General features: G+C 32.6%; 17 protein-coding genes and 2 pseudogenes. 11 read left to right on the forward strand and 8 right to left on the reverse strand.

Annotated features, from left to right (window positions below):
- The first annotated feature begins 11 nt into the window (after positions 1-11).
- From KCTC32516_RS01350 to KCTC32516_RS01375, 6 genes and pseudogenes are all read left to right on the forward strand, one after another.
- Positions 12-3,044, forward strand: coding sequence for a tetratricopeptide repeat protein (locus KCTC32516_RS01350; protein WP_301401545.1), 3,033 nt, complete (start codon positions 12-14; stop codon positions 3,042-3,044).
- 13 nt (positions 3,045-3,057) lie between these two features.
- A complete protein-coding gene (locus tag KCTC32516_RS01355) occupies positions 3,058-4,821 on the forward strand; it encodes a TonB-dependent receptor (protein ID WP_301401547.1) in 1,764 nt (587 codons plus the stop codon).
- 108 nt (positions 4,822-4,929) lie between these two features.
- Entirely contained in the window at positions 4,930-6,357 is a 1,428-nt protein-coding gene (locus KCTC32516_RS01360) for a M20/M25/M40 family metallo-hydrolase (protein WP_301401549.1), read from the forward strand.
- An 11-nt stretch (positions 6,358-6,368) separates the two neighbouring features.
- A complete protein-coding gene (locus KCTC32516_RS01365; protein WP_301401551.1) occupies positions 6,369-8,000 on the forward strand; it encodes an amidohydrolase in 1,632 nt (543 codons plus the stop codon).
- 76 nt (positions 8,001-8,076) lie between these two features.
- Positions 8,077-8,706 (forward strand): TonB-dependent receptor plug domain-containing protein, encoded by a 630-nt coding sequence (locus tag KCTC32516_RS01370; protein WP_301401553.1) that lies wholly within the window; start codon positions 8,077-8,079, stop codon positions 8,704-8,706.
- 43 nt (positions 8,707-8,749) lie between these two features.
- Positions 8,750-9,079 (forward strand): annotated as a pseudogene (locus tag KCTC32516_RS01375) (amidohydrolase family protein); the annotation flags it as partial.
- 69 nt (positions 9,080-9,148) lie between these two features.
- Here KCTC32516_RS01375 and KCTC32516_RS01380 read toward each other — a convergent pair.
- From KCTC32516_RS01380 to KCTC32516_RS01415, 8 genes are all read right to left on the reverse strand, one after another.
- Entirely contained in the window at positions 9,149-9,382 is a 234-nt protein-coding gene (locus KCTC32516_RS01380; protein WP_301401554.1) for a CDGSH iron-sulfur domain-containing protein, read from the reverse strand.
- 59 nt (positions 9,383-9,441) lie between these two features.
- Positions 9,442-10,206, reverse strand: coding sequence for a tryptophan synthase subunit alpha (trpA, locus tag KCTC32516_RS01385; RefSeq protein ID WP_301401555.1), 765 nt, complete (start codon positions 10,204-10,206; stop codon positions 9,442-9,444).
- Positions 10,207-10,340: 134 nt separating this feature from the next.
- Entirely contained in the window at positions 10,341-11,525 is a 1,185-nt protein-coding gene (gene trpB / locus KCTC32516_RS01390) for a tryptophan synthase subunit beta (protein ID WP_301401556.1), read from the reverse strand.
- Complete coding sequence (locus KCTC32516_RS01395; RefSeq protein WP_301401557.1) at positions 11,500-12,144, reverse strand: phosphoribosylanthranilate isomerase; 645 nt, start codon at positions 12,142-12,144, stop codon at positions 11,500-11,502. Before KCTC32516_RS01395 ends, trpB begins: the two co-directional genes overlap by 26 nt.
- A gap of 94 nt (positions 12,145-12,238) precedes the next feature.
- Positions 12,239-13,027 carry an indole-3-glycerol phosphate synthase TrpC gene (gene trpC / locus KCTC32516_RS01400; RefSeq protein ID WP_301401558.1) on the reverse strand — a complete coding sequence of 263 codons (789 nt, stop codon included), beginning with the start codon at positions 13,025-13,027 and terminating at the stop codon, positions 12,239-12,241.
- Between the two features lie 147 nt (positions 13,028-13,174).
- The gene (gene trpD / locus KCTC32516_RS01405; protein WP_301401559.1) at positions 13,175-14,167 is read right to left on the reverse strand and encodes an anthranilate phosphoribosyltransferase; all 993 of its coding nucleotides are present in this window, start codon (positions 14,165-14,167) and stop codon (positions 13,175-13,177) included.
- A 90-nt stretch (positions 14,168-14,257) separates the two neighbouring features.
- Complete coding sequence (locus KCTC32516_RS01410; RefSeq protein ID WP_301401560.1) at positions 14,258-14,836, reverse strand: anthranilate synthase component II; 579 nt, start codon at positions 14,834-14,836, stop codon at positions 14,258-14,260.
- Between the two features lie 321 nt (positions 14,837-15,157).
- Entirely contained in the window at positions 15,158-16,549 is a 1,392-nt protein-coding gene (locus KCTC32516_RS01415; RefSeq protein WP_301401561.1) for an anthranilate synthase component I family protein, read from the reverse strand.
- Positions 16,550-17,018: 469 nt separating this feature from the next.
- Here KCTC32516_RS01415 and asnB point away from each other — a divergent pair.
- From asnB to KCTC32516_RS01440, 5 genes and pseudogenes are all read left to right on the forward strand, one after another.
- Positions 17,019-18,682 (forward strand): annotated as a pseudogene (gene asnB / locus KCTC32516_RS01420) (asparagine synthase B).
- Positions 18,683-18,775: 93 nt separating this feature from the next.
- Positions 18,776-22,228, forward strand: coding sequence for a pyruvate carboxylase (locus tag KCTC32516_RS01425; RefSeq protein ID WP_301401562.1), 3,453 nt, complete (start codon positions 18,776-18,778; stop codon positions 22,226-22,228).
- A 101-nt stretch (positions 22,229-22,329) separates the two neighbouring features.
- On the forward strand, positions 22,330-23,037 hold the full coding sequence (locus KCTC32516_RS01430) for a CPBP family intramembrane glutamic endopeptidase (RefSeq protein ID WP_301401563.1): 708 nt from the start codon (positions 22,330-22,332) through the stop codon (positions 23,035-23,037).
- 350 nt (positions 23,038-23,387) lie between these two features.
- Positions 23,388-25,325: a DNA topoisomerase (ATP-hydrolyzing) subunit B gene (gyrB, locus tag KCTC32516_RS01435; RefSeq protein ID WP_301401564.1), complete on the forward strand. Its 1,938-nt coding sequence runs from the start codon at positions 23,388-23,390 to the stop codon at positions 25,323-25,325.
- Positions 25,326-25,446: 121 nt separating this feature from the next.
- Positions 25,447-26,445 (forward strand): DUF6588 family protein, encoded by a 999-nt coding sequence (locus tag KCTC32516_RS01440; RefSeq protein WP_301401565.1) that lies wholly within the window; start codon positions 25,447-25,449, stop codon positions 26,443-26,445.
- Positions 26,446-26,568: the final 123 nt, after the last annotated feature.

Here is a 26,568-nt window from a genome sequence, read left to right on the forward strand (position 1 = left end):
CTTTAAGAAAAATGAATATTCGCTTTTTTAAAAAATTCGCTTTTTTAGTTTTAATCACCGTAAGTTCTAGCGTTGTTTCTGCACAGCAAACAGAAATGGATACAAATAGTTTAGCTGCTTATAACGATGCCATTACATTGTACAACAACAAGGCCTATGCTGCTGCTCAAAAAACATTTAAAGAAGTTGCTTTAAAGAATAAAAGTACATCTGCGTTAAAGTCAGACTCTGAATATTATACCGCCATGTGTGCTATCAAATTGAATCAGACAGAAGCCGACAAAATGGTATTGAATTTTGTAGAGAACAATCCAAATAGCAACAAAAAAGAAAAAGCATTTTTAAATGTTGGTAATTACTATTTTGCAAATAAAAAAGCTGCCTATGCTTTAAAGTGGTATTCTAAAGTAAATAGAGAAGTGCTATCAACCGAGAATAAAAAAGAGCTCGATTTTAAAATGGGTTACGCATTACTATCGACCGGAAATTTAAAATTAGCTAGAAAAAAATTCTTTCCATTAATTAATGATGCTCGTTACGGAAACGATTCTAGATATTACTACGGATTTATCGCTTACAAACAAGCAGATTACGAAACGGCAGAAATCCATTTACAAGAAATCGCAAAACAAGCTTCGTATAAAAGTGAAGTAACGTATTATTTATTAGACATCAGTTTTAAAGATGGACGATTTGAAAAATGTATCGAAATTGGAAAAAACCTATTAAAGGATCCGAAGCAAAAAGAAATTTCTGACATTTCTAAAATTGTTGGTGAAAGTTATTTTAATTTAAAAAAATACAAAGAAGCCTTGCCATATTTAAGTGCTTATAAAGGCAAACGTGGTAAATGGAACAATACCGATTATTATCAATTAGGATATGCATATTACAAACAAAACGATTTTGAAAATGCTGTAAAAAATTTTAATAAAATTATTGGCGATAAAAACAGTGTTTCTCAAAATGCCTATTATCATTTAGCAGAATGTTATTTGTATTTAGAAAGAAAACCTGAAGCGTTAAATGCTTTTAAAAGCGCTAGCGAAATGGATTTCGACGCAAAAATTAAAGAAGATGCTTTTTTAAATTATGCCAAATTAAGTTACGAACAAGGAAATCCATATAAAAGTGTTGCAGATGTGTTGCAAGATTTTTTAACTGCATATCCAAAATCGCCTTTTTACCAAGAAATAAATCAATTGGTGGTAACTTCTTATTTACATCAGCAAGATTACCAAGGAGCTTTAGATTATTTAGCAAAAAAGAAAAGCAACGAAAACAGAGCATTGACCAAAGAGGTGTCTTATTACCGTGGCGTTCAATTATTCAATTTGAAAAAATTACAAGAAGCCTATCCTTATTTTTCTGCAGCAACAACTTCTACTGATAACAAAATAAGAGTTTCGGCTTTGTATTGGAAAGCAGAAACAGATTTTCAATTGTCTAATTTTCAAAAATCTTTAGACGGATTTACAACCTTTAAGAAAACTTCTGGAGCATCACAGATTGATGCTTTTAACACCGTCGATTACAATATTGCTTACAGTCATTTTAAATTGAAAGAGTATACAAAAGCAGTGAGTTCATTCAATAGTTTTATCAGAAAAACAAAAGAAGACAATCCGTTATTAGACGATGCAAATATCCGTTTAGCAGATTGTTATTTTGTAACTAAAAAATATGCAAATGCAATTTCTGCTTACGATAAAGTAATTAATAATTTAGGTGTTGGATCTGATTATGCTATGTATCAAAAAGCAATTAGTTTTGGATTTTTAGGAGATAATGCTAAAAAAATTAGCACGCTTAACGATTTAGTGACCAATTACGAATTCACCAATTTACAAGATGATGCTTTGTTTCAATTAGCAAATACCTACGTTGCTGTAAAAAACAATGCAAAAGCGCACAAAACCTTTAACACACTTTTATCTCAGCACACCAAAAGTTCTTATATTCCAAATGCATTATTGCGTCAAGGTTTGCTCTTTTATAATGAAAACTACAATGCAAAAGCTTTAGAACGATTTAAAAGAATTGTAAGTGAATATCCAAATTCTAACGAAGCAAGAGGTGCAGTTACAAATGCCAGAAATGTGTATGTTGATTTAGGGCAAGTTGATCTATATGCTGCTTGGGTAAAAAACATTTCGTTTGTAAACGTTACTGATGCAGATTTAGATAATACAACATATGAAGCTGCCGAAAATAAATTTCTAGAAAACAATGCTGAAAAAGCAATCGAAGGATTTAAAAAATACATTGCTGCTTTTCCGAACGGATTAAATGCTTTAAAAGCTAATTTTTATTTGGCGCAATCTTTATCAAAAACAAATCAAAACGAAAAAGCTGCTCCATATTATGAATATGTCGTCGATCAAAATTTTAGTGAGTTTAGCGAAGAATCTTTAAATAAATTAGCGCAAATTTATTTAGAAAAAGCAGATTGGAAAAATGCAACTCCGCTTTTAATTCGTTTAGAACAAGAAGCAAATTATCCGCAGAATATTTTATTTGCACAAAGTAATTTAATGAAAAGTTACTACGAATCAAATGAATTTAAAGAAGCAGTTGCCTATGCAGAAAAAGTATTGCAGAAAGACAAATTAGAAGAAAATGTTGAGTTTGATGCCAAAACAATTATTGCGCGTTCTGCTTTTAAAACAGACGATTTAAAAACCGCAGAAGAATTTTACAACGAAGTTGAACGCAATGCGAGTGGCGAATTAAAAGCAGAAGCACTATATTTTAATGCGTACTTTAAAAATCAGAATAAAAAATATGCCGAATCTAATAAAATAGTACAAACATTAATTGCAGATTATTCTACTTACAAATATTGGGGCGTAAAAAGTTATATCATAATGGCGAAAAACTATTATGGTTTAAAAGATGCATATCAAGCAACCTATATTTTAGAAAACATTATTAAAAATTTTACACAATTTGATGATGTTATTTTAGAAGCTAAGAAAGAGCTTTCTACCATAAAAACGACCGAAGCAAAAACAAATGAATCTGTAACTCCTAACAACAAATAAAGAGATTAAAACAATGCGAAAAATTGTATTAACACTTTGCTTATGTACTTTAAGTACACTTGTAATTGCTCAAACTAAAAAGGCAAAAGACACGATAAAAACTGAGGTAATCAATGTTGTTACTTCTTATACTCCAACGATTTCTGATGCTTTTAAAATCAAGAAAAATCCTAAAATTCAGTTGGGCGCAAAAAACCAAAAGAAGCAATTAAAATATCAGATTTTTTCTGCGCCAGTTGCCTCCACTTTTATTCCTAAAAGCGGTGTTGCAAAAGGAATTAATATGGGCGTTAAAGAGCGTTTGTACAAAAATTATTTAGCTGCTGGTTTTGGAAATAATTCAACGCCTTTTGTAGAAGCATTTTTGCATCATGCAACGCGATTTAAAAACGATTTTGGTTTGTATGCAAAATACATTTCATCAGAAAATAGTATTGATACAACTCCGCTAAACAGCAATTTATCTAACATGAAATTTGGCGCATATTACAAACAAGAAGAACGTTATTTTTCTTGGAAAGTTGCAACAAATTACGAACAAAACAAGTACAACTGGTATGGTTTACCAAGTACAATCACCTTTTCTCCTACTACAACTTCTGCCATAAACGAAGAACAAACCTATACTAATTTTGAAACAGAAGGAGAAATTAATTTTGAAGATTTCTTGATCAATTCTAGCAAAGTACATCTTTCGTTTTTCTCTGACGGATTATCGAGTAAAGAATTGCGTTTTGTACTTGAACCACAATTTAAAATAGCATTAAAAAACTTCGGAAGAAAATTTAACGATTTAATTGTAGATACTTCTTTTGATTATGTAAATGGAGAATTTGCACAGTCGTATAGCGCAGCTACAAAATTAGAACACAGCTTTTTTACCGTTGGTGTTGCTCCAAAATACAATTTTGAATACAAAGATTTTACATTTAGAATTGGAACAAAACTCTATTTTACATCAGATTTAGAACATAAAGTAAGTCAAGTTTTTGTGTATCCAGACATCAATATTCATTATCCTTTAGTTGCCAATTATGTAAATGTGTTTATTGGTGCTGGCGGAGATTTAAATACAAATACATATAAAAGTTTTAGTGATGAAAATCCGTACATTTCTCCAACACAATTTATTACACAAACCAATAAAAAATATGAATTCTTTGGTGGATTAAACGGGAAATTATCTCCAAATGTAATCTACGATCTAAAAGCAAGTTATCGAGATGAAGAAGACAAGGCCTTGTATCTAAGAAACAATTCTAAATCAGACGGAACAACAAGTATCTCAAATTCTGTTCCTTTAAAAGGCTATGAATACGGAAATTCTTTTTCGGTAATCTATGATGATGTTAAAACACTTTCTTTCTTCGGGGAATTTACCGTTGATGTAAACAAAAATTTAGTGTTTGGTGCCAACGGGGAGTTTAATTCGTACACATTAACAAACCAAGCTGAAGCATGGAATTTGCCAACAATGAATGCCGAGATATTTGGAAATTACAAAACCACAAAGTGGTATACAGACATCAATATTTTCTTTGTTTCTGACAGAAAAGATGTTACGTATAGCGGAACATATCCATCTACAATAAACGGAACAAAAACCTTAAAATCTTTTGTGGATGTAAACATCAATGGAGGCTATCATTTTAATGATAAGTTTACTGCTTTCTTAAAAATGAATAATGTCTTAAATTCAGAATATCAACAGTTCAGTAATTTTGATGTGCAAGGTTTTCAAGTTTTAGCAGGAATTAGCTATAAGTTTGATTTTTGACGATAGCATGGTCAGAAATCAAACTAATTTAGTTACAAGGAACACAAACATCTTCTTTATCTCATTGATTTTATGTAGATTTATACACTTTATATAAAACTATAACCAATGAAAAAATTATCGATCCTTTTTCTTTTTGCAATATTAGCAATCGCGTGTACCAAAAAGAAAGAAACAAAAACTACTTCAAACGAACTAACAGCAGCAGAAAAAGTAGATGCTACAATCATTAAAGAAATATTTGATACCGCGTTGTTAAACGGTAAATCGCACGAATGGCTTCGTGATTTAACAACAAATGTTGGCGGAAGATTATCTGGTTCTCCAGAAGCAGCAATGGCTGTAAAATGGGGAGAACACGTAATGAAAGAAGCCGGTTTAGATTCGGTTTGGCTACAACCTGCAATGGTTCCACATTGGATTAGAGGAGAAAAAGAAGTTGCGTATTATATTTCTGACGGAAAGAAATTTGACATGGCGGTTTGCGCTTTAGGTGGTTCAATTTCAACTCCAAGAGACGGAGTTATGGCAGAGGTTATCGAAGTAAAAAGCATCAAAGAAGCAGAAGCTTTGGGAGCAATAGCAAAAGGAAAAATCATCTTTTTTAACAGACCGTTTGACAACACATTAATCAACACTTTTAGTGCTTATGGCGGTTCTGTAGATCAAAGAGGAAGCGGAGCAAAAACTGTGGGAAAATTTGGAGCATTGGCAGTAATTGTTCGTTCTATGACAAATAACATTGACAATTATCCTCATACAGGAACCATGCGTTATGGAGATATTCCTGAGAGCGAATACATTCCTGCTGCTGCAATTAGCACATTGGCTGCCGAGAATTTAAGTAAGAGTTTAAAAGAAAATCCGAATTTAAAAGTGTATTTAAAACAAAGTAGTAAAAACTTACCAAAAGAAAAATCATTTAATGTAATTGGCGAAATTAGAGGTTCAGAAAACCCTGAAAAAGTAATTGTTGTTGGCGGACATTTAGATTCTTGGGATCTAGGTGATGGTGCACATGATGACGGAACTGGAATTGTACAATCTTTAGAAGTGTTGCATCTTTTTAAAACAAACAAAATCAAACCAAAAAATACCATTCGTGTGGTTTTCTTTATGGATGAAGAACAAGGTGGTAGTGGTTCAAAAGCGTATGCGAAAAATGTTAAAACAACAAAAGAAATACATATTGGCGGTGTAGAATCTGATTCAGGTGGATTTACTCCTAGAGGTTTTACAATCGATGCGAATTCAGCAAACACAGATTTATTAAAAAGCTGGAAAAAATTATTAGCTCCATACGGATTACACGATATTAATAAAGGTGGAAGCGGCGCAGATGTTGGTAAATTAAAATCGGAAGGGGTAACATTAGTTGGTTATCGTCCAGATTCTCAACGTTATTTTGATTATCATCATGCGGCAACAGATACGTTTGATAAAGTAAACAAACGTGAACTCGAATTAGGAAGTGCTTCAATGGCAAGTATGATTTATTTAATGGACAAATATCTATACAACAACGCGCCAAACTAAAGAATAATACAATGAAAAAAATTATTTTATCACTCGTAATTTTAAGTTCTTTTTTTGCTTGTCAACAACAAGAAAAAGCTGATTTAATTGTTATCAATGCAAATGCATATACCGTAAATACTAATTTTGACAAAGCGCAAAGTTTTGCAATTAAAGACGGAAAATTTATTGCAGTTGGCACCAACGACGAAATCCAAAAAAAATACGCAACATTAAAAACTATCGATGCAAAAGATCAAACAATCGTGCCTGGATTGATTGATGCACATTGTCATTTCTTTGGATTAGGTTTGGCTTTACAAAAAGTAGATTTAAGAGGTACAAAAAGCTACGACGAAGTCTTAGAAAAACTAGCGGCATTTAAAAAAGAAAAAAATGCAGATTATATTACAGGTCGTGGTTGGGATCAGAACGATTGGAAAGTAAAAGAATTCCCAACAAAAGAAAAATTAGACAAGTTATTTCCGAATACACCTGTTGCAATCAGAAGAGTTGATGGGCATGCATTATTAGTAAATGAAGCTGCTTTAAAATATTCTAGTTTGTCTAGCAGAAAATTTCCTAAGAAAATATCTGGAGGAGAATTTATTCAGAAAAACGGAAAATTAACTGGTGTTTTAATTGATGCTGCGATGAGTTACATCAAAACTCCAAACACAACAAAAAAAGAAGAAATTCAAGGTTTACTTGACGCACAAAAAGTAGCTTTTAGTTATGGTTTAACAACTGTTGATGATGCTGGAGTTGGAAAATCTACCATCGATTTAATGGATAGTTTACAAAAAACTGGAGATTTAAAAATGCGTATTTACGCAATGGTTTCTGTGAGTCAGAAAAATTTAGATTACTTTATTCCGAAAGGAATTATTAAAACAGACCGATTAAATGTGCGTTCTTTTAAAGTGTATGGCGATGGAGCTTTAGGCTCACGTGGAGCTGCAATGCGCAAACCGTATAGCGACAGAGATCATCATTTTGGAGCATTAATTTTTGAACCAAAAAAATATACAGAAATTGCTGCACAAATTGCAAAATCAGACTACCAAATGAATACACACGCCATTGGTGATTCTGCTAATTATTGGATGTTAAAAACGTACAAAACAGCTTTAAAAGGACAAAAAGATAGACGCTGGAGAATAGAACATGCGCAAATTATTTCTCCAGAAGATTTTAATTTGTTTGACAATATTGTTCCTTCGGTACAACCAACACATGCAACTTCTGATATGTATTGGGCAGAAACTAGAATTGGAAAAAAACGCATGAAAGGAGCATATGCATTCAAAGATTTGCTAAACAAATACGGAAGCGTAGCCTTGGGAACTGATTTCCCTGTAGAAAGAGTAAGTCCGTTTTTAACATTTTCTTCAGCAGTAACTCGTCAAGACACAGATGGTTATCCAAAAGGCGGATTTCAAATGGAAAATGCATTAACCAGAAAAGAAACGTTACGCGGAATGACCATTTGGGCAGCACATGCCAATTTTGAAGAAAATGAAAAAGGAAGTATTGAAGTTGGTAAATTTGCTGATTTTGTAATTCTGAACCAAAACATTATGGCAGTTGAAGGAAGAAAAATACATGAAACTAAAGTTGTTGCTACCTATGTAAATGGGGAAAATGTTTACAATTTGAAATAACAATAATTTTACACACAAAAATTATCAATTTAAAATCCATATATCAGCATAATTTTTGAAATCTTAAAATATAAACATGAAAACTCAAAAACTATTTACATTTCTTTTATTAATAACCTTCTCTTTTTCAAATTTTGCGCAAAAATCAGAGAAAATAGAATTTTCAATAAAAGTTAGAGATGATAAAAACAAAGCAGTTCCTGGGGCTTTAATCCTAATTGATAATATCAAGCAAAGTAGAAAAACCAATAGTAAAGGAATTTTTAAAATTCGATTAAATAAAACTCCAAAAGAAATTACAGTATTTTCTCCTCTTTTAGGTATTAAAAAAGTAAAATACACTGGGCAAAAAAATATTTTTGCGAGATTAGGAAAAAACAATGGAATAGATTCAGTTGTTGATATTAATCCCAATAATAAAAACACTGGCACCATTCAATTTCAAGACATTTATGACTATTTAAGAGGTAAAGTAGCAGGTGTAAATATTGGAAGCGACAACACTATAAGAATTAGAGGATTTGCGAATTTTTCTGGCGGTGACGGACCGTTACTAGTATTAAATGGAACACAAGTAGATCTTACAACTTTTGGAGACATAGAGCCAAGCACTATTAAGAAAGTAAAAGTATTAAAAGGACCAGATGCTGCAATATATGGTTTAAGAGGCGCAAATGGTGTAATTGAAGTAACTACAGCTTTTTAAACCACAATCTAAAAACTATTTTTTTACAATGAAAATAAAAAAATATGGAAGTGTAGCATTGTGAACTGATTTTCCAGTAGAACAAGTTAATCCGTTTTTAACTTTTTCTTCAGTAGTAACTCGTCATGACACTGAAGGTTATCCAAAAGATGGATTTCAAATGGAAAACGCATTAACTAGAAAAGAAACGTTACGAGGAATGACCATTTGGGCAGCACATGCCAATTTTGAAGAAAACGAAAAAGGAAATATTGAAGTGGGTAAATTTGCTGATTTTGTAATTCTGAACCAAAATATTATGGAAGTTGAAGGAAGTAAAATTCATGAAACGAAAGTTGTTGCTACCTATGTAAATGGGGAGAAGGTTTATTAAATTTCTTAATCATAGAATTAAAAAAAGCGAACCAAATCGTTCGCTTTTTTTATTAAAATTTTATTTCATCTACTTGTGTGAACCATCACAAAATGGTTGATTTCCTGTTGCTTTACAAGCACATAAATATTTTGTTTCTGTATTTTCTGCTGTAAATACATCTGGACTCATTCCTGTTCCTCTGTGTTTTCCATCACATAACGGTTGGGATTGAGACAATCCACAAGCACACCAAGCGTAATTTTTTCCTGCTTCTAACGCTACTGCTACTGGTCCATTTCCAGCTCTTTTTGGTAATTCCATTATTCTTGTTTTTAGAATTTCAATATAATTGTTTTTTAAACACTTATCATATTAAATAATTAATATTTTATGTTTTTTATAAAGCTCGTGATTGATTCTACGCTATTACTCTTTAAATGCTTAATAAAAGCCGAACCAATAATTGCTCCATTTGCATATTGACAAGCTGTATCAAAAGTTTCTTTGTCAGAAATACCAAAACCAATAATCAACTTACTTTTTAAATTCATGAATTTGATACGCTCAAAATAATCAATCTGTTGATTTGATATTTCTCCTTTTGCTCCAGTAATTGAAGCCGAAGCAACTACATAAATAAAAGCATCTGTTAACGCATCTATTTTTCTGATTCGTTCTTCGGATGTGTGTGGCGTAATTAAAAACACATTCGTCAATCGATATTTTTTAAACAATTGCTGATAATGATTTTCATATTCAATCATTGGTAAATCTGGAAGAATTACTGTTTCAATTCCGCATTCTACACAAGCTCTACAAAATTTATCTTCTCCGTATTTAATAAGTTGATTCAAATACCCCATTAAAACTAATGGAGTTGAATTTGTATCTTTTATTGCTTTTAATTGTTCAAAAACGATGTCTAAATTCATTCCGTTTTGCAACGCAACTTGACTACTTTCTTGAATCGTTGGGCCGTCTGCTAAAGGATCAGAATAAGGCAAACCAACTTCAATAAAATCAACTTGATTTTTACTTAATTCTGAAATGATTTGTGCTGTGTCATTTAAATTTGGATAACCAGCAGTAAAAAAAATTGATAATAAATTTTTCTTTTCTTGAAATATGTTTTTTAATGATTTCATGTTCTTTTTGTATTTGTCTGTTCGAGTGATTTTCTGTCATATCGAGCGGAGTCGAGATAAAAGAAAATTGTATCGAGAACTAATTGCATCTCGATACATCACGCTTTGGCGTGACACTCGATGTGACATTCGTTTTACTTTTCTAAATGATTGATATAGGTTTCTAAATCTTTATCACCTCTTCCTGATAAATTAATTACCACAACTTGCTCTTTTTTCAACTTCATTTTAAGTAAAACCGCCAACGCATGCGCGCTTTCTAAAGCTGGAATGATTCCTTCTAGCTGAGTCAATTCAAAAGCAGCATCCAATGCTTCTTTATCTGTTGCGTTCATAAATTTTGCGCGTTTTGTTTCGTGTAAATAAGCATGTAAAGGTCCAACGCCAGGATAATCCAATCCAGCAGAAATAGAATACGGCTCTGTAATTTGCCCGTATTCATCTTGCATTAAAATGGTTTTACTTCCGTGAATAACACCCACTTCACCTAATTGAGAAGTCGCTGCACTTTCTCCTGAATCAACTCCTAAACCAGCTGCTTCAACAGCAATTAACTCTACATTTTTATCATCTAAATAATGATAAAATGCTCCAGCAGCATTTGATCCGCCACCAACACAAGCAATAATTGTATCAGGATTTTCATTTCCAGTTTGTTTTTTCAATTGCACTTTCATTTCCTCAGAAATCACCGCTTGCAATCGCGCAACCATATCTGGATACGGATGCGGTCCAACAACAGATCCGATTAAATAATAGGTTTCTGGATGTTGAATCCAATAACGAATCGCTTCATTTGTAGCATCTTTTAAGGTTTTACTTCCGCTTGTTGCTGGAATCACCTTTGCTCCTAACATTTTCATACGAGCTACATTTGGCGCTTGACGTTTGATATCGGTTTCTCCCATAAAAACAACACATTCAAGATTCATTAGTGCGCAAACGGTTGCGGTTGCAACGCCATGTTGCCCTGCTCCTGTTTCAGCAATAATTTTTGTTTTTCCTAAATGTTTGGCAACTAGAATTTGACCAATGGTATTGTTTATTTTATGCGCTCCAGTATGATTTAAATCTTCGCGTTTTAAATAAATGGTTGCGCCATATTTTTCTGACAATCGTTTTGCTAAATACAACGGACTTGGGCGACCAACATAATGCTGTAACAAATCCTTGTATTCTTTTTGAAATGCATCAGAAGATAAAATATCTAAATAATTATCTTCCAATTCTTTTACATTTGGATATAACAATTCCGGAATAAACGCTCCTCCAAACTGCCCGTAATATCCTTCTTTAGTGGGTTGAAATTTTGATTTCATTTTTAAATTTTTCTATATTATCTACTGATTTTAAACCAGCTTTTATTTCAAATTGACTATTAATGTCTAATGCGTAACAATATTTAGATTCCTGCTTTCGCAGGAATGACTGTAAAACTTTAACTTCACCCAATCCAATGCCACCACTTAAAAAAAACGGTTTTGTAAAAGGATATTTTTCTAAAACCTTCCAATCAAACGTAATTCCATTTCCGCCTCGTTCTTTTCCTTTGGTGTCGAATAAAAAATAATCGACAACTTCTAGATATGGTTTTAAAACATCAAAATCGAATTTGTCTTTTATTCCGAACACTTTGATAATTTCTAGTTCTCGACTGCGCTCGAACAGACATTTTAGTTCATTAATATAATTCACACTTTCATCACCATGCAACTGAACTGCTTGTAAATTGTATTGTTTTATTTTTGAAACCACTTCATCAATTTTTGCATTGACAAAAACGCCCGTTTTTTTAATTGATTTTGGAAGTTCTGGAATCATTCCATCAAAATTTCTTTTTGATTTATCATAGAAAATAAAACCCAAATAATCAGGTTGCAAAGCTGCAACTTGTTGGATATTTTCTACATATTTCATTCCGCAAACTTTTAATTTCATTTTATTCTTGTCATTCCTACGAAGGCAGGAATCTATTTTTAATTATGTATTCTCTTTATGAGATTCCTGCCTGCGCAGGAATGACATTTATTTATTATCTAATTTGACTAATAAACTCTTGACATGCCAAACCTGGATCTTCTTCTTTCATGAAATTTTCTCCAATTAAAAATCCTTGAAAACCGTATTCTTTTAATCCTGTAATAATTCTTGGATCTGAAATTCCGCTTTCAGAAACTTTTACAGAAGTGTCAGAAATTTGATTTGCCAACTTAATAGAATGTTCTAAATCAACTTCAAAAGTCTTTAAATTTCTGTTATTTATTCCGATGATTTTATTGTCCAGATCATTGATTTTATCCAAATCTTCTTGCGTATGCACTTCATACAACACTTCCAATCCAAGTTCGGATGCAAGTTTTCCATAATTTTTTAGCTCAACAGAAGTCAAACAAGAAGCAATTAATAAAATTACATCTGCACCAATTGCTTTGGCTTCTACAATTTGAAATCCATCAACAATAAAATCTTTTCTTAAGATTGGTTTTTGCTGGTTGATAACTCTTGCCTCCATTAAATCTGCCATCGTCCCACCAAAAAATGAAGTATCTGTCAAAATAGATTGCGCTGCTACATTTGCGTCTAAATATCCATTAGTTACCTCAGCAATTGTTGCTTTGTCGTTGATAATTCCTTTGGATGGGGATTGACGTTTAAACTCTGCAATAATTCCGGTTGAACCAACTTCTAACAATGATTTTTTTAGTGAAAATACTTTTCTGTCAAAATTTGGGCTTTCTACTAATTTCTTCAAAGGAACTTCTGCTTTAATCTTGGCTATTTCCTTCTTTTTAAATGCGATTATTTTATCCAGTATAGTCATATTTTATTCTTTTTGTCACTTCGAGTGATTTTCTGTCATATCGAACGGGGTCGAGATAAAAGAAATTTGTATCGAGAAGTCTCATTGTTCTCGATACAAATTTGTTCGTTCCTCGCAAATTCACTCGAACTGACATTCTATTTAATTTTAATAATTCGTAATTATTCTATTTAAACTTTGTTTTGCTTTTCCTGAAAGCAAAGATTCTTTTGCTTCTTCAAACGCTTCTTTAAATGATTTTTGATCATCAACTATTTTCAGAGCAAAAGCGGCATTTGTCAACACCACATTGTTTTGTGCTTCGCTCCCATTCCCTTCAATAATATTCTTGAAAATTTTTGCTGCATCAGCAACCGAATTTCCTCCAAATATTTCTGACTGCGCTATATTTTTAAAACCTAAATCTTCTGGAGTAATTAATTGCTCTCCTTGTTTTGTAAACAATTTAAACGCACCAGTTAACGATATTTCATCATAACCATCCAATGCATGCACAATTCCGTAATTGCCTCCTTCTTCTTGTAAAATATAATTGTACAAACGCGCTACTTCTAAGTTAAAAGTCCCTAACAATTGATTTTGTGGCGAACTCGGATTTACCAACGGACCTAACATATTAAAAAATGTTTTTAATGCCAAGGCTTTTCGTGTTGGCCCAACGGCTTTCATCGCTGGATGAAATTTTGGTGCATGTAAAAAACAAATATTTGCTTCTTCCAATTGTTGTTTTAAAATGCTTTCATCATTCGTAAATTCATATCCAAAACTCTCCAACATGTCTGAAGAACCCGATTGTGAAGACACCGAATAGTTTCCGTGTTTCGCCACTTTTTGTCCAGTTCCGGCAACAATAAATGAAGTTAAAGTTGATATATTAAACGTGTCTTTTCCATCGCCACCAGTTCCAACAATATCGATGGTGTTAAAATCAGATAAATCAACTTTTATCGCCAATTCTTTTAAAGCATCTCTAAAACCAGAAAGCTCATCAACTGTAATTGGACGCATCATAAAAACGGTCATAAACGATGCTAAATGTGCATCGTTGTATTGTTCGTTTGCAATGTTGATTAAAACCTCTTTTGCTTGCGATTTTGACAAGGTTTTTTGTTGATATAAATCGTTTAAAATTGCTTTCATTTTATGCTGAATTTATTTCAGTTTCTTTTTGTCAGGTCGAGCGCAGTCGAGACCTAATTAAAACCTCTCGACTGCGCTCGAGGAGACAATTTACTTTTTAATGTTTTCTAAAAAATTCCGAACAATTTGCTCTCCAACTTCTGTCAATATTGATTCTGGGTGAAATTGTACTGCCGACACATTAAATTCCTTATGTTCAATTGCCTGAATGGCTCTGTCTTCATCAACAGCAGTTATTGCAATTGTTCTAGGGAAATTCTCGTTGGATGCAATCCAAGAATGATACCTGGCTGCTTCAAATTTTTGCGGAATTCCTTTAAAAATAACAGCCTCTTTTTTAATGATTTCCATTTCTGTAGCAACTCCGTGAAAAACTTCTCCCATATTTTCAATGTGTCCGCCAAAAACTTCTGTAATTGCTTGCAGCCCTAAACAAACTCCAAAAATTGGAATTCTTCCAGCATATGTTGCAATGACTTCTTTTAAAATTCCTGCTTCATCCGGAATTCCTGGACCTGGAGATAAAATTATCACATCATATCTCTGAATTTCTTCAACAGTAATTTCATCATTTCTAAAAACATCTGGTAAATTTCCAGTAATATCTTCTACCATGTGAACTAGGTTGTAGGTAAAAGAATCGTAGTTGTCTAGTATTAATATGTTCATCTTATTGTTTAATCGTTTATGTGTGTAATTGTTTATTCGTTTTAAAACACTTTATACATTATAAAAATCACGATAGTAATATTAATAATGTTCCAAACATCTAAGCTTATGAAAACTGATTTCTGAAAATAATTCATACTTTCCAAACTCATGTATTCTCCTTTACTTTCTTCATAGAAATCATCGTAGTCCATCATTGCAGTTCCCAAAAAAATATAAACAGCCAAATCAATAAGAATGAAAAATATTCCTAAAATTATTCTTTTAACTGTAAAATATCTTTTCATCTTTAATTGTTTACTGATAACTGTTCACTGATTACTAAATATTTTCCGCTAGCAACAACGCCTTTTTTAACGCTGCTAATTTATTATTTACTTCTTGTAATTCTTTTTCTTCATCTGAATGGATGACAATTCCTGCGCCAGCTTGATAATACAACACATTGCTTTTACTCACAAAAGAACGAATTGCGATGGCTAAATTTACCGAACCATCCAATCCTATAATTCCGACTGCTCCGCCATAAAATCCGCGAGATTGATTTTCATATTGATCAATTAATTGCATCGCTTTGTATTTTGGTGCGCCGCTCAACGTTCCGGCAGGAAAAGTATCTCCAACAATATTTATCGGATTTCCTTTTATGTTGCCTTGCACTGTAGAAACCAAATGAATTACATGACTAAAATATTGCACTTCTTTAAACACTTCAACTTTTACATTTTCGGCATGTTTGCTTAAATCATTTCTAGCCAAATCTACCAACATTACGTGTTCTGCAGTTTCTTTTTTATCTTCGGATAATTTCTTCCCCAATTTGATGTCTTCAGCCATATCACCAGTTCTTCGAAACGTCCCTGCTATTGGATTGATGATTGCTTTACCTGCGGATATTTTAATTTGTGCTTCTGGCGAAGAGCCCATCAATTTAAAAGATCCATAATCAAAATAAAACAAATAAGGAGACGGATTTATAGAACGCAAAGCTCTATACACATTAAATTCATCGCCTTTAAATGCTTGTTGAAACTGACGTGATAATACCAACTGAAAAACATCGCCACGTTTACAATGTGCTTTTGCTTTGACTACATATTCTTTAAAATCTTCGTCGGTACAATTGGAAGTTTCATCACCTTTAATTTCAAATTTTTGGGTATTAAAAGTTTGCGCTTTTATGATGGTTTCAATTTCTGAAATTCTTGATTCCGTTCCTTGTTCAATATTTTCAATCAAAGTCATTTCATCATTAAAATGATTGATGGCAATAATAAATCGATAAAAACTGTATTGCATTAACGGAATTTTAGACGGCGCATCTTTTACATTCAGTTGAATATTTTCAAAATACTGAACGCTATCATAGGTTGTATATCCGTACAATCCGTTGAATGATTTTAGTTTTGCATCACAATCTAAATCAATAGACTTTGAAAAATTATCAAACAATTCATAAAAATTTTTATCAATAGAATGCTTATCAATTGTTTTTCCTTTTTGCGAAACCACAAAATTGTGATTTTCAACTTTCATGGTTACGATTGGTTCAATACATATAAAAGAAAAACTTTCTTCTTTACTGTGATAATCTGAACTTTCTAATAACAGCGAATTGGCGTATGCATCTCTAAATCTTAAGTACAAACCAACCGGAGTTACCGTATCTGAAATTCGAGTTGTGCTAGTCGTTTTAAATTGTAATTTTTTCATGTATGCTGAATTTATTTCAGTATCCTTTTGTCAGGTCGAGCGCAGTCGAGACCTTTTTAATTTTATCCTCCTTAATAACCTCTCGACTGCGCTCGAGGTGACATTTGAACATTAAAAACAAAAAAGGCTTATCGTGAGATAAGCCTTTTTAATTATGTTATATATACATATAGGTTTTTCCTCACTTAACGTTTAAGAGAGTTCCACCACCATATGTTTTGTGTATTTATCATTGAGCTACAAATGTATGATAGATTTTTAAATGACCAAACAAATCTTTTAAAAAATTTATCTTGATAACAAATTTCTATTTTTTAGCTCTTTTTTTCCACCACAAGTTACATATTGTCTTAAATTATACGTTTAAAGTATATTTTTTAAATCAATAATGATATTTACATTTAATAACAACAATAGTAATTGTTTATTTGCATCATAATTATAATAAAAATTACAAAATAGATAGATTATGTGTGGAATTGTTTGTGCGTTCGATTTAAAAGAAAAAGCTGATATATTAAGACCTCAACTATTAGAAATGTCTAAAAAATTAGACATCGTGGTCCAGATTGGAGCGGAATTTACAGTGATGAAAAAGCCATTTTAGCACACGAGCGCTTGGCAATTGTAGATCCAGCATCAGGAAAACAACCTTTATTTAGTGAAGATAAAAAATTGATTTTAGCCGCAAACGGAGAAATTTATAATCACAGAGAATTGCGCAAACAATTTGATGGCTCTTACAGTTTTCAAACAGCTTCAGATTGCGAAATTATTTTAGCGCTGTACAAAGAAAAAGGGACCTCTTTTTTAGACGAATTAAACGGAATCTTCGGTTTTGCAATTTACGACGTCGAAAAAGATGAATATTTTGTAGCAAGAGATCACATGGGAATTATTCCGTTATATGTTGGTTGGGATGAAAACGGAACATTTTATGTCGCTTCAGAATTAAAAGCCTTGGAAGGAGTTTGTACAAAAATCGAGTTATTTCCTCCAGGGCATTATTTATCTAGCAAAGATGGAGTTTACAAAAAATGGTATGCTCGCGATTGGACGGAATTTGATGCTGTAAAGGAAAATGAAACGTCGATTGATGAAATTCACGATGCATTAGAAGCTGCTGTTCACAGACAATTAATGTCTGATGTTCCTTACGGAGTTTTACTTTCTGGCGGATTGGATTCTTCAATTATTTCTGCAATCGCTAAAAAACATTCCGAAAAAAGAATAGAATCGGATGATACACAAGCTGCTTGGTGGCCGCAATTACATTCATTTTCTGTTGGATTAGAAGGTTCGCCAGATTTGGCTGCTGCACAAAAAGTTGCAAAACATATTGATACTGTTCATCATGAAATTAAATTTACCATTCAAGAAGGTTTAGATGCTATAAAAGATGTTATTTACAATTTAGAAACCTACGATATTACTACAATTAGAGCTTCTACTCCAATGTATTTAATGGCAAGAGTTATCAAATCCATGGGTGTAAAAATGGTGTTATCTGGCGAAGGCGCAGACGAATTGTTCGGTGGATATTTATATTTTCACAAAGCACCAAATGCTGAAGAATTTCATAAAGAAACCGTTCGTAAATTGGACAAATTACACATGTATGATTGTTTGCGAGCTAACAAATCTTTAGCAGCTTGGGGAATTGAAGGTCGTGTTCCGTTTTTAGACAAAGAGTTTATGGATGTTGCCATGCGCATCAACCCAAAAGATAAAATGATCAACGGAGAACGCATGGAAAAATGGGTCATCAGAAAAGCGTTTGAAAAATATTTACCAGAAAGTGTAGCGTGGCGACAAAAAGAGCAATTTTCTGACGGCGTTGGTTACGATTGGATTGATACCTTAAAAGAAGTTGTAAATTCTAAAATTTCTGACGAACAATTAGCAAATGCTAAATTCAGATTCCCAATTCAAACGCCAACTACCAAAGAAGAATTTTATTATCGCTCAATTTTTGCAGGACATTTTCCGAGTGATACTGCTGCAGTATGTGTTCCTCAAGAACCATCAATCGCATGTAGTTCTAGAATAGCATTAGAATGGGATGAAAGTTTTAAAAACCAAAACGAACCTTCTGGAAGAGCTATTAAAATGGTTCATGAAGATGCGTATTAAAAAGAATAACGAAGAAGCTTGTTAACAATTATTAAAATCTTTATTCTGTAATAGCTTCTCAAATTAGTAACTTTATCTCATAAAAAAAATTATATGAAAATTAAAAAAGTCCTTGTTGCTAATAGAGGCGAAATTGCCATCAGAATTTTTAGAGCCTGTACAGAAATAAATGTAAAAACTGTAGGTGTTTTTACCTTTGAAGATCGCTATTCCCTTCACAGATATAAGGCCGATGAATCTTACCAAATTGGAGAAGACAACGAGCCGTTAAAGCCCTATTTAAACATCAATGAACTTATAAAAGTAGCTTTAGAATGTGGCGCTGATGCCATTCATCCTGGTTACGGATTTTTATCAGAAAATGCACAATTTGCTCAGAAATGTGAAGAAAACGGCATTATTTTCGTCGGGCCAAAGGTATCTGTTCTTACATCTCTTGGCGATAAAATTACTGCGAAAGAAGTAGCCGCTGCGAATCACATTCCAATTATCAGAAGCAACAAAAAATCGTTAAAAGATATTGAAACTGCTTTAAGTGAAGCAGAAATCATCGGATATCCAATTATGCTAAAAGCCGCTTCTGGTGGTGGTGGAAGAGGAATGCGTGTGATTAGAGAATCTTCAGAGTTAAAAGGCGCTTTTAACGAAAGTAAACGTGAAGCTTTAAATGCGTTTGGAGACGATACCGTTTTTTTAGAAAAATTTGTTGAAAACCCGAAGCACATAGAAATTCAGATTGTAGCCGATAATTACGGAAATATCGTTCATTTATTTGAACGTGATTGTTCGGTACAACGTCGTTATCAAAAAGTGATTGAGTTCGCGCCTTCTTACGATTTAAAACAAGAAACAAAAGAGGCTCTTTACAACTATGCAATTAAGATTTGTAAAGCTGTCGATTATAACAATATTGGTACGGTTGAATTTTTAGTTGATGATGATGGTTCTATTTATTTTATTGAAGTAAATCCGAGAATTCAAGTAGAACACACCGTTACGGAAGTAGTTACCAATATCGATTTGGTAAAAACGCAATTGTTTATTGCCGGAGGATATAAATTAGCCGATCAGCAAATAAAAATTCCAAATCAAGAAGCTATTAAAGTTACTGGTTATGCGTTGCAATGTAGAATTACTACCGAAGATCCACAGAACGATTTTAAACCAGATTATGGCGAAATTACAACCTATAGAAGTGCTTCAGGATTCGGAATTCGATTAGATGCAGGATCTGTTTATCAAGGTGCAATTGTGTCTCCATTTTTCGATTCTATGTTGGTAAAAGTAACTGCAAATAGTAGAACTTTAGACGGAGCGTGTAGAAAAGTACGCCGTGCTTTAGCAGAATTTAGAATTAGAGGAGTAAAAACAAACATGCCTTTTTTAGATAATATTTTAAAACACGAAACTTTTAGAAAAGGAGAAGTAACTGTTAATTTTATCAAAAAAAATCCAGATTTATTTATTTTTAAAGCCCCTAGAAACAGAGCTACCAAATTAGTAACCTATTTAGGCGATGTCATTGTGAACGGAAATGCGGATGTCAAAAAAATTCATCCTACAAAAACATTTGTAAAACCTGTTGTCCCAAGATTTGATACACATTCAGTACATCCAAAAGGCACAAAAGATTTACTAACAACATTAGGTCCAGATAAATTTTCTCAATGGTTAAAAGCTGAAAAGAAAATACATTATACAGACACCACCATGCGTGATGCGCATCAAAGTTTGTTAGCTACCAGAATGCGAACTTTTGATATGCTAAAAGTTGCTGAGGGATATTCTAAAAACAATCCTGATATTTTTAGCATGGAAGTTTGGGGAGGCGCAACCTTTGATGTTTGTTTGCGTTTTTTACAAGAAAATCCATGGGAACGCTTACAATTATTACGTAAAGCAATGCCAAACACGCTTTTACAAATGCTTCTTAGAGGCTCAAACGGTGTTGGTTACACAGCGTATCCTGATAATTTAATCGAACAATTTGTAGAACAATCTTGGGAAAATGGTGTCGATATTTTTAGAATTTTTGATTCTTTAAACTGGATGAAATCCATTGCTCCTTGTATTGAGCATGTCAGAAACAGAACGAATGGTTTAGCCGAAGGATCTATCTGTTATACTGGCGATATTTTAAATCCGAAGAACACCAAATACAACTTAAAATACTATACAAGTTTAGCAAAAGATATTGAAAATGCTGGAGCACATATTTTAGCCATTAAAGACATGGCTGGTTTGTTAAAACCCTATGCTGCTTTTGAGTTGGTTTCGGCATTAAAACAAGAAATTAACATTCCAATTCATTTACATACGCATGATACTTCGTCAATTCAGTCTGCCACCTATTTAAAAGCGATTGAAGCTGGCATTGATGTTGTTGATGTGGCTCTTGGTGGTTTATCTGGATTGACATCGCAACCCAATTTTAATTCGGTTGTAGAAATGATGAAATTTAATGAACGTGAAAACCCTTTGAATATTGATTCATTGAACGAATATTCAAACTATTGGGAAACGGTTCGAGAATTTTATTATCCGTTTGAATCGGGTTTAAAATCGGGTTCTGGAGAAGTCTTTAAACACGAAATTCCTGGCGGACAATATTCCAATTTAAAACCACAAGCACAAGCCTTAGGATTGGAAGACCGATTTCATGAAATTACCGCAATGTACGCTGATGTTAACATGCTTTTTGGCGATATTGTAAAAGTTACACCAAGCTCTAAGGTTGTTGGGGATATGGCGCAATATTTAGTGAGCAACAACTTAACGGTTCAAGATGTATTAGAAAAAGGAGATTCAATTTCCTTTCCACAATCTGTGGTAAGTTTCTTTAAAGGAGATTTAGGTCAGCCTGTTGGCGGCTTTCCAAAAGAACTTCAAAAGTTAATTTTAAAAAACGAAAAACCATATACGGATAGACCAAATGCGCACATGGCTCCTTTAGATATTGAAGCTGAATACAAAGAATTTAAAAAAATATTTGAGCAAGATTTAAGCAGACCAATTAATTTAACCGATTTTCTGTCGTACAAATTGTATCCAAAAGTTTTTACAGATTCGTATAACAAACATTTGAAGTATGACAACCTAATGAATTTACCAACCAAAAATTTCTTTTACGGAATGGAAATTGGTGAAGAAATTATTGTTGAATTAGACAAAGGAAAAACATTACTTATTACTTTAGATTCTGTTGGCGAACCAAATGAAGATGGTTTTGTTACGGTTTATTTTAAAGTAAACGGGCAAGGTAGGTCTGTACAAATAAAAGACGCATCTATTAAGGTTGATAAAGTAGAACATGTAAAAGCAGACAAATCAAATCCAAAAGAAATAGGCGCTCCATTACAAGGAATGTTGTCTACAATTTTAGTAAAAGAAGGAGAAGAAATTACTAAAAATCAACCTTTATTTATTATTGAAGCCATGAAAATGGAAACGACCATTACAGCAAATGAAGACACCACCATTCAACAAGTGATTTTAAAACCAGGAGTTATGGTGAATTCTGAAGATTTAATTATTCGATTATCATAAAAAGTAATTATTCGTCAATTAAAAATCCCGCAAAAGCGGGATTTTTTGTTTTATATTAGCTGAACAATTTTTAAATACTGAAACTGTTTAACTTTTTTAATATGTTAGGATTATTCGTAATAATACTAGTTTCGTGGTTGCTGTTGCATTTCATCGAAAAAAAGAATATTGCTGTTTTAGGAATCATTCCAAACCGCAAAAGAACCACTCAGTTTTTTATAGGTTTTGTATTTACAATTCTTCTTTGTTTATTAACTATTTATATTGAAACACTAATTTTATCTGTAAAATGGCAACTAAATTCGGGAATACATTATCAAACTATTTTAAACGCATTGGTGTATCATTTAAGATCTGCTTTAACAGAAGATTTGGTTTTTAGAGGCGCTATTCTTTATATTCTTATTCGAAAAATTGGCACACAAAAAGCGATTCTTATCTCAGCTTTATGCTTCGGGATTTATCATATTTTTTCGTACGGAATGTTAGGAAGCGGAATTATATCAATAGTATATGTTATCATTATAACAGGATTTACTGGTTATGTTTGGGCGTACACATTTGCAAAAACAAATTCTATATTAATGCCTTTAGGATTTCATTTGGGATGGAATCTTATGCTTACATTTTTCATGCAATCTCAACCTTATGGAGAACTTCTATTTACAGAAGTCTCAAGAATGGAATTATCTGAATGGAATGGATTGTACTTTTCGCTTTTCAAAGGCCTTTTTCCTTCTTTAGTCACATTTATTTTTGTAAAACAATATCTGCATTATAATGAAAGGCTTAAAATTAGAAAACTTTAATTAAATCGATTTAAAAAAGAATAATTAAGTCCTTTTCTACAACAAACAAAATACTAAAATCTCGCTTCTGTGGTGTTTTTTTGATTTTCAATATATCAAACAACCCCTAAAAGTCAAAAACTAAAAATAAAGTCGTTTTTAAGCAATTTAAGCCACTTTTTAGTAATTAACAAATGTTGATAATTTAGACACAATTTCTTCTATTCGCTTTTTATAAACTCAAAATTTGATTAAATTTGTTAGGTAAGGTTTCGTCTTTTCTGGGCGATTTTTTTATGACTTCTCGATACAATTTCGAAAAAAACCGAAATCACTCGAAGTGACAATAATGTTTAATTTAATTCAAAATAATGAGCGAAGAAAAAAAACACGATTATTCAGCCGATAGTATTCAGGCATTAGAAGGAATGGAACATGTTAGAATGCGTCCATCAATGTATATTGGAGATATTGGAGTTCGAGGATTGCATCATTTAGTATATGAAGTTGTAGACAACTCTATCGATGAAGCAATGGGCGGATATTGTGACACTATTGATGTAACCATCAACGAAGACAATTCTGTTACCACTAGAGATAATGGACGTGGAATTCCGGTTGGAATTCACAAAAAAGAAGGCGTTTCTGCACTACAAGTTGTAATGACAAAAATTGGTGCCGGTGGTAAATTTGACAAAGATTCTTATAAAGTTTCTGGAGGTTTACACGGAGTTGGTGTAAGTTGTGTAAATGCACTTTCTGAACATTTAAGAGCAACGGTTCATAAAGATGGAAAAGTTTGGGAACAAGAATATGAAAAAGGAAAAGCATTATATCCTGTTAAAACTATTGGAGAAACAGATTTTACAGGGACAATTGTTACTTTTTCACCAGACAAATCAATCTTTTTACAAACAACAGAATTCAATTACGAGACTTTATCAACTCGTATGCGAGAATTATCGTACTTAAATAAAGGAATTACAATTACACTTACTGATAAACGCAACACAGATGACGAAGGAAGCTTTATCTCAGAAGTTTTTCATAGTGAGATTGGTTTGCCTGAATTTATCAGATATTTAGACAGCACAAGAGAGCAATTAATTGGTGATGTTATTTCTATTGAAGGAGAAAAAAATGGCGTTCCTGTTGAAGTTGCCATGGTATATAACACTTCGTATTCAGAAAATTTACATTCGTATGTAAACAATATTAATACACACGAAGGAGGAACACATTTATCTGGTTTTAGACGTGGATTAACAGCTACGCTTAAAAAATACGCAGATGATTCTGGATTGTTAAAGAATTTAAAATTCGAAATTGCAGGTGATGATTTCCGTGAAGGATTAACGGCAATTATTTCAGTAAAAGTTCAAGAACCTCAATTTGAAGGTCAGACCAAAACAAAATTAGGAAACAGAGAAGTTACTGCTGCAGTATCTCAAGCTGTTTCTGAAATGCTTACTGATTATTTAGAAGAAAACCCGAATGATGCAAAAATCATTGTTCAAAAAGTAATTTTAGCAGCACAAGCACGTCACGCAGCGCGTAAAGCCAGAGAAATGGTGCAACGTAAAACGGTGATGAGTATTGGTGGTTTACCTGGTAAATTATCTGACTGCTCTGAAACAGATCCTGCTCAATGTGAAATTTTCTTAGTTGAGGGAGATTCGGCAGGTGGAACAGCAAAACAAGGAAGAGATAGAAATTTTCAAGCAATTTTACCTTTACGTGGAAAAATATTGAATGTTGAAAAAGCAATGCAACACAAAGTTTTTGAAAACGAAGAAATCAAAAACATGTTTACGGCTTTAGGCGTTTCTATCGGAACAGAAGAAGATCCAAGAGCATTGAATTTAACTAAAGTACGTTATCATAAAGTGGTTATTATGTGTGATGCCGATGTAGATGGTAGCCATATTGCAACATTAATTTTAACGTTTTTCTTTAGATATATGAGAGAAATGGTTGAGCAAGGATATATTTATATTGCAACGCCACCTTTATATTTAGTGAAGAAAGGACAAAAAAGAGAATATGCTTGGGATGACAATCAACGTGATTTAATCGCTCAACAAATGGGTGGTTCTGTTACTATTCAACGTTATAAAGGTTTGGGAGAAATGAATGCTGAACAATTATGGGACACCACTATGAATCCAGAGTTCAGAACCTTAAGACAAGTTGTAATAGATAATGCAACAGAAGCTGATAGAGTATTTTCTATGTTAATGGGAGATGAAGTTCCGCCACGTAGAGAGTTTATAGAAAAGAATGCAAAATATGCAAATATTGATGCCTAAAAGACTACGATATTTGTTGTATTTTTATCAAAAAATACACCTTCTTAGGTGTGTTTTTTATTTTCTTACTATATTAGCATTAATAAAATGAAACAACAAATTTTAACTAAACTTTTATATTATGAAAAAGTACATTTTAATTTTTATCAGCGTATTTGCACTAAGCAATACTGCTAAAGCACAAGATGGTTTTGAAGGATATCTTCTTGCGGGCGACAGTGATAGAGGTAAATTGATTGATGCATATATCAATCCAGCAATGAAAGGATTAATTCACTCTATGAATAATGGTTGGTACCATACAGCAAAAGTTCATAAAAAATTTGGTTTTGATATTTCAATTAGTTTAAATGCATCAATAGTTCCTACAAAAGACGAAATGTTTACCTTATCTGGTTTAACATCAATAAATACAGGTTCTATAACTGCTGCAACAGTTTCTGGATCCGAAAAAACAACCCCTATTACTACTGTCAACTATGTTTATAATGGCACAACATATTCAACAACATTTAATGCACCAGGCGGTGTCAAAGAAAAATTACCATCAAATGCTATACCAGCACCAGCTGTTCAATTAAGCATAGGATTGCCTTTTAAAATGGATGCAATGTTGCGTTATGTCCCAAAAGTTGGTTCTGATAATGTAAAAGGAGATTTACTTGGTTTAGGTATAAAAAAAGAAATAACAAGTTGGTTTGGCCCTTTAGATAAATTACCTTTACATGTTTCTTTATTAGCTGCATATACCACAATGAATGTGGACTATAATATTACCAATACTGGAAGTGTTAATGTAACAAATGGTGTTGCAGAATTTGAACTGAAATCTTATACTGTTCAAGCAATTGCCTCATTAAATTTCCCTTTTATCAATTTTTATGGAGGTTTAGGATACGGATCAGGAAGTTCAACTCTTAAAATGCTAGGGAATTATACATTATCTTATGGCCCTCTAACTAGAACGATTAAGGACCCTATTAATTCAAAATTTGATGCAAATGGTTTTAGATCAACAATAGGAACTAGACTAAGCTTAGGTTTTTTAAAGATTTTTGGAAGTTTTACTTTCCAAGAATACAATACAGCAAATCTTGGTTTTGCCATAAGTATTAGATAATATACTAAATAAACAAAAGTACAAAAGGCTGCGAAATTCGCAGCCTTTTTTGATTTACATCAAAGCTTATTTACAATTATTTATAGTACTTTTGTACAACAAAATTTATTCAACACAAAACAA

The sequence above is a fragment of the Polaribacter huanghezhanensis genome (genome assembly GCF_030444335.1).
Classification (GTDB): domain Bacteria; phylum Bacteroidota; class Bacteroidia; order Flavobacteriales; family Flavobacteriaceae; genus Polaribacter; species Polaribacter huanghezhanensis.

Excerpts from the sequence above, each read along its gene's own strand:
- gyrB (WP_301401564.1), top strand. The coding sequence starts at position 23,388 with ATGAGCGAAGAAAAAAAACACGATTATTCAGCCGATAGTATTCAGGCA.
- KCTC32516_RS01370 (WP_301401553.1), top strand. The coding sequence starts at position 8,077 with ATGAAAACTCAAAAACTATTTACATTTCTTTTATTAATAACCTTCTCT.
- KCTC32516_RS01380 (WP_301401554.1), bottom strand. The coding sequence starts at position 9,382 with ATGGAATTACCAAAAAGAGCTGGAAATGGACCAGTAGCAGTAGCGTTA.
- KCTC32516_RS01360 (WP_301401549.1), top strand. The coding sequence starts at position 4,930 with ATGAAAAAATTATCGATCCTTTTTCTTTTTGCAATATTAGCAATCGCG.
- KCTC32516_RS01430 (WP_301401563.1), top strand. The coding sequence starts at position 22,330 with ATGTTAGGATTATTCGTAATAATACTAGTTTCGTGGTTGCTGTTGCAT.
- KCTC32516_RS01425 (WP_301401562.1), top strand. The coding sequence starts at position 18,776 with ATGAAAATTAAAAAAGTCCTTGTTGCTAATAGAGGCGAAATTGCCATC.
- KCTC32516_RS01350 (WP_301401545.1), top strand. The coding sequence starts at position 12 with ATGAATATTCGCTTTTTTAAAAAATTCGCTTTTTTAGTTTTAATCACC.
- KCTC32516_RS01440 (WP_301401565.1), top strand. The coding sequence starts at position 25,447 with ATGAAAAAGTACATTTTAATTTTTATCAGCGTATTTGCACTAAGCAAT.
- trpD (WP_301401559.1), bottom strand. The coding sequence starts at position 14,167 with ATGAAAGCAATTTTAAACGATTTATATCAACAAAAAACCTTGTCAAAA.
- KCTC32516_RS01410 (WP_301401560.1), bottom strand. The coding sequence starts at position 14,836 with ATGAACATATTAATACTAGACAACTACGATTCTTTTACCTACAACCTA.
- trpB (WP_301401556.1), bottom strand. The coding sequence starts at position 11,525 with ATGAAATCAAAATTTCAACCCACTAAAGAAGGATATTACGGGCAGTTT.
- KCTC32516_RS01355 (WP_301401547.1), top strand. The coding sequence starts at position 3,058 with ATGCGAAAAATTGTATTAACACTTTGCTTATGTACTTTAAGTACACTT.
- trpC (WP_301401558.1), bottom strand. The coding sequence starts at position 13,027 with ATGACTATACTGGATAAAATAATCGCATTTAAAAAGAAGGAAATAGCC.
- trpA (WP_301401555.1), bottom strand. The coding sequence starts at position 10,206 with ATGAAATCATTAAAAAACATATTTCAAGAAAAGAAAAATTTATTATCA.
- KCTC32516_RS01365 (WP_301401551.1), top strand. The coding sequence starts at position 6,369 with ATGAAAAAAATTATTTTATCACTCGTAATTTTAAGTTCTTTTTTTGCT.
- KCTC32516_RS01395 (WP_301401557.1), bottom strand. The coding sequence starts at position 12,144 with ATGAAATTAAAAGTTTGCGGAATGAAATATGTAGAAAATATCCAACAA.
- KCTC32516_RS01415 (WP_301401561.1), bottom strand. The coding sequence starts at position 16,549 with ATGAAAAAATTACAATTTAAAACGACTAGCACAACTCGAATTTCAGAT.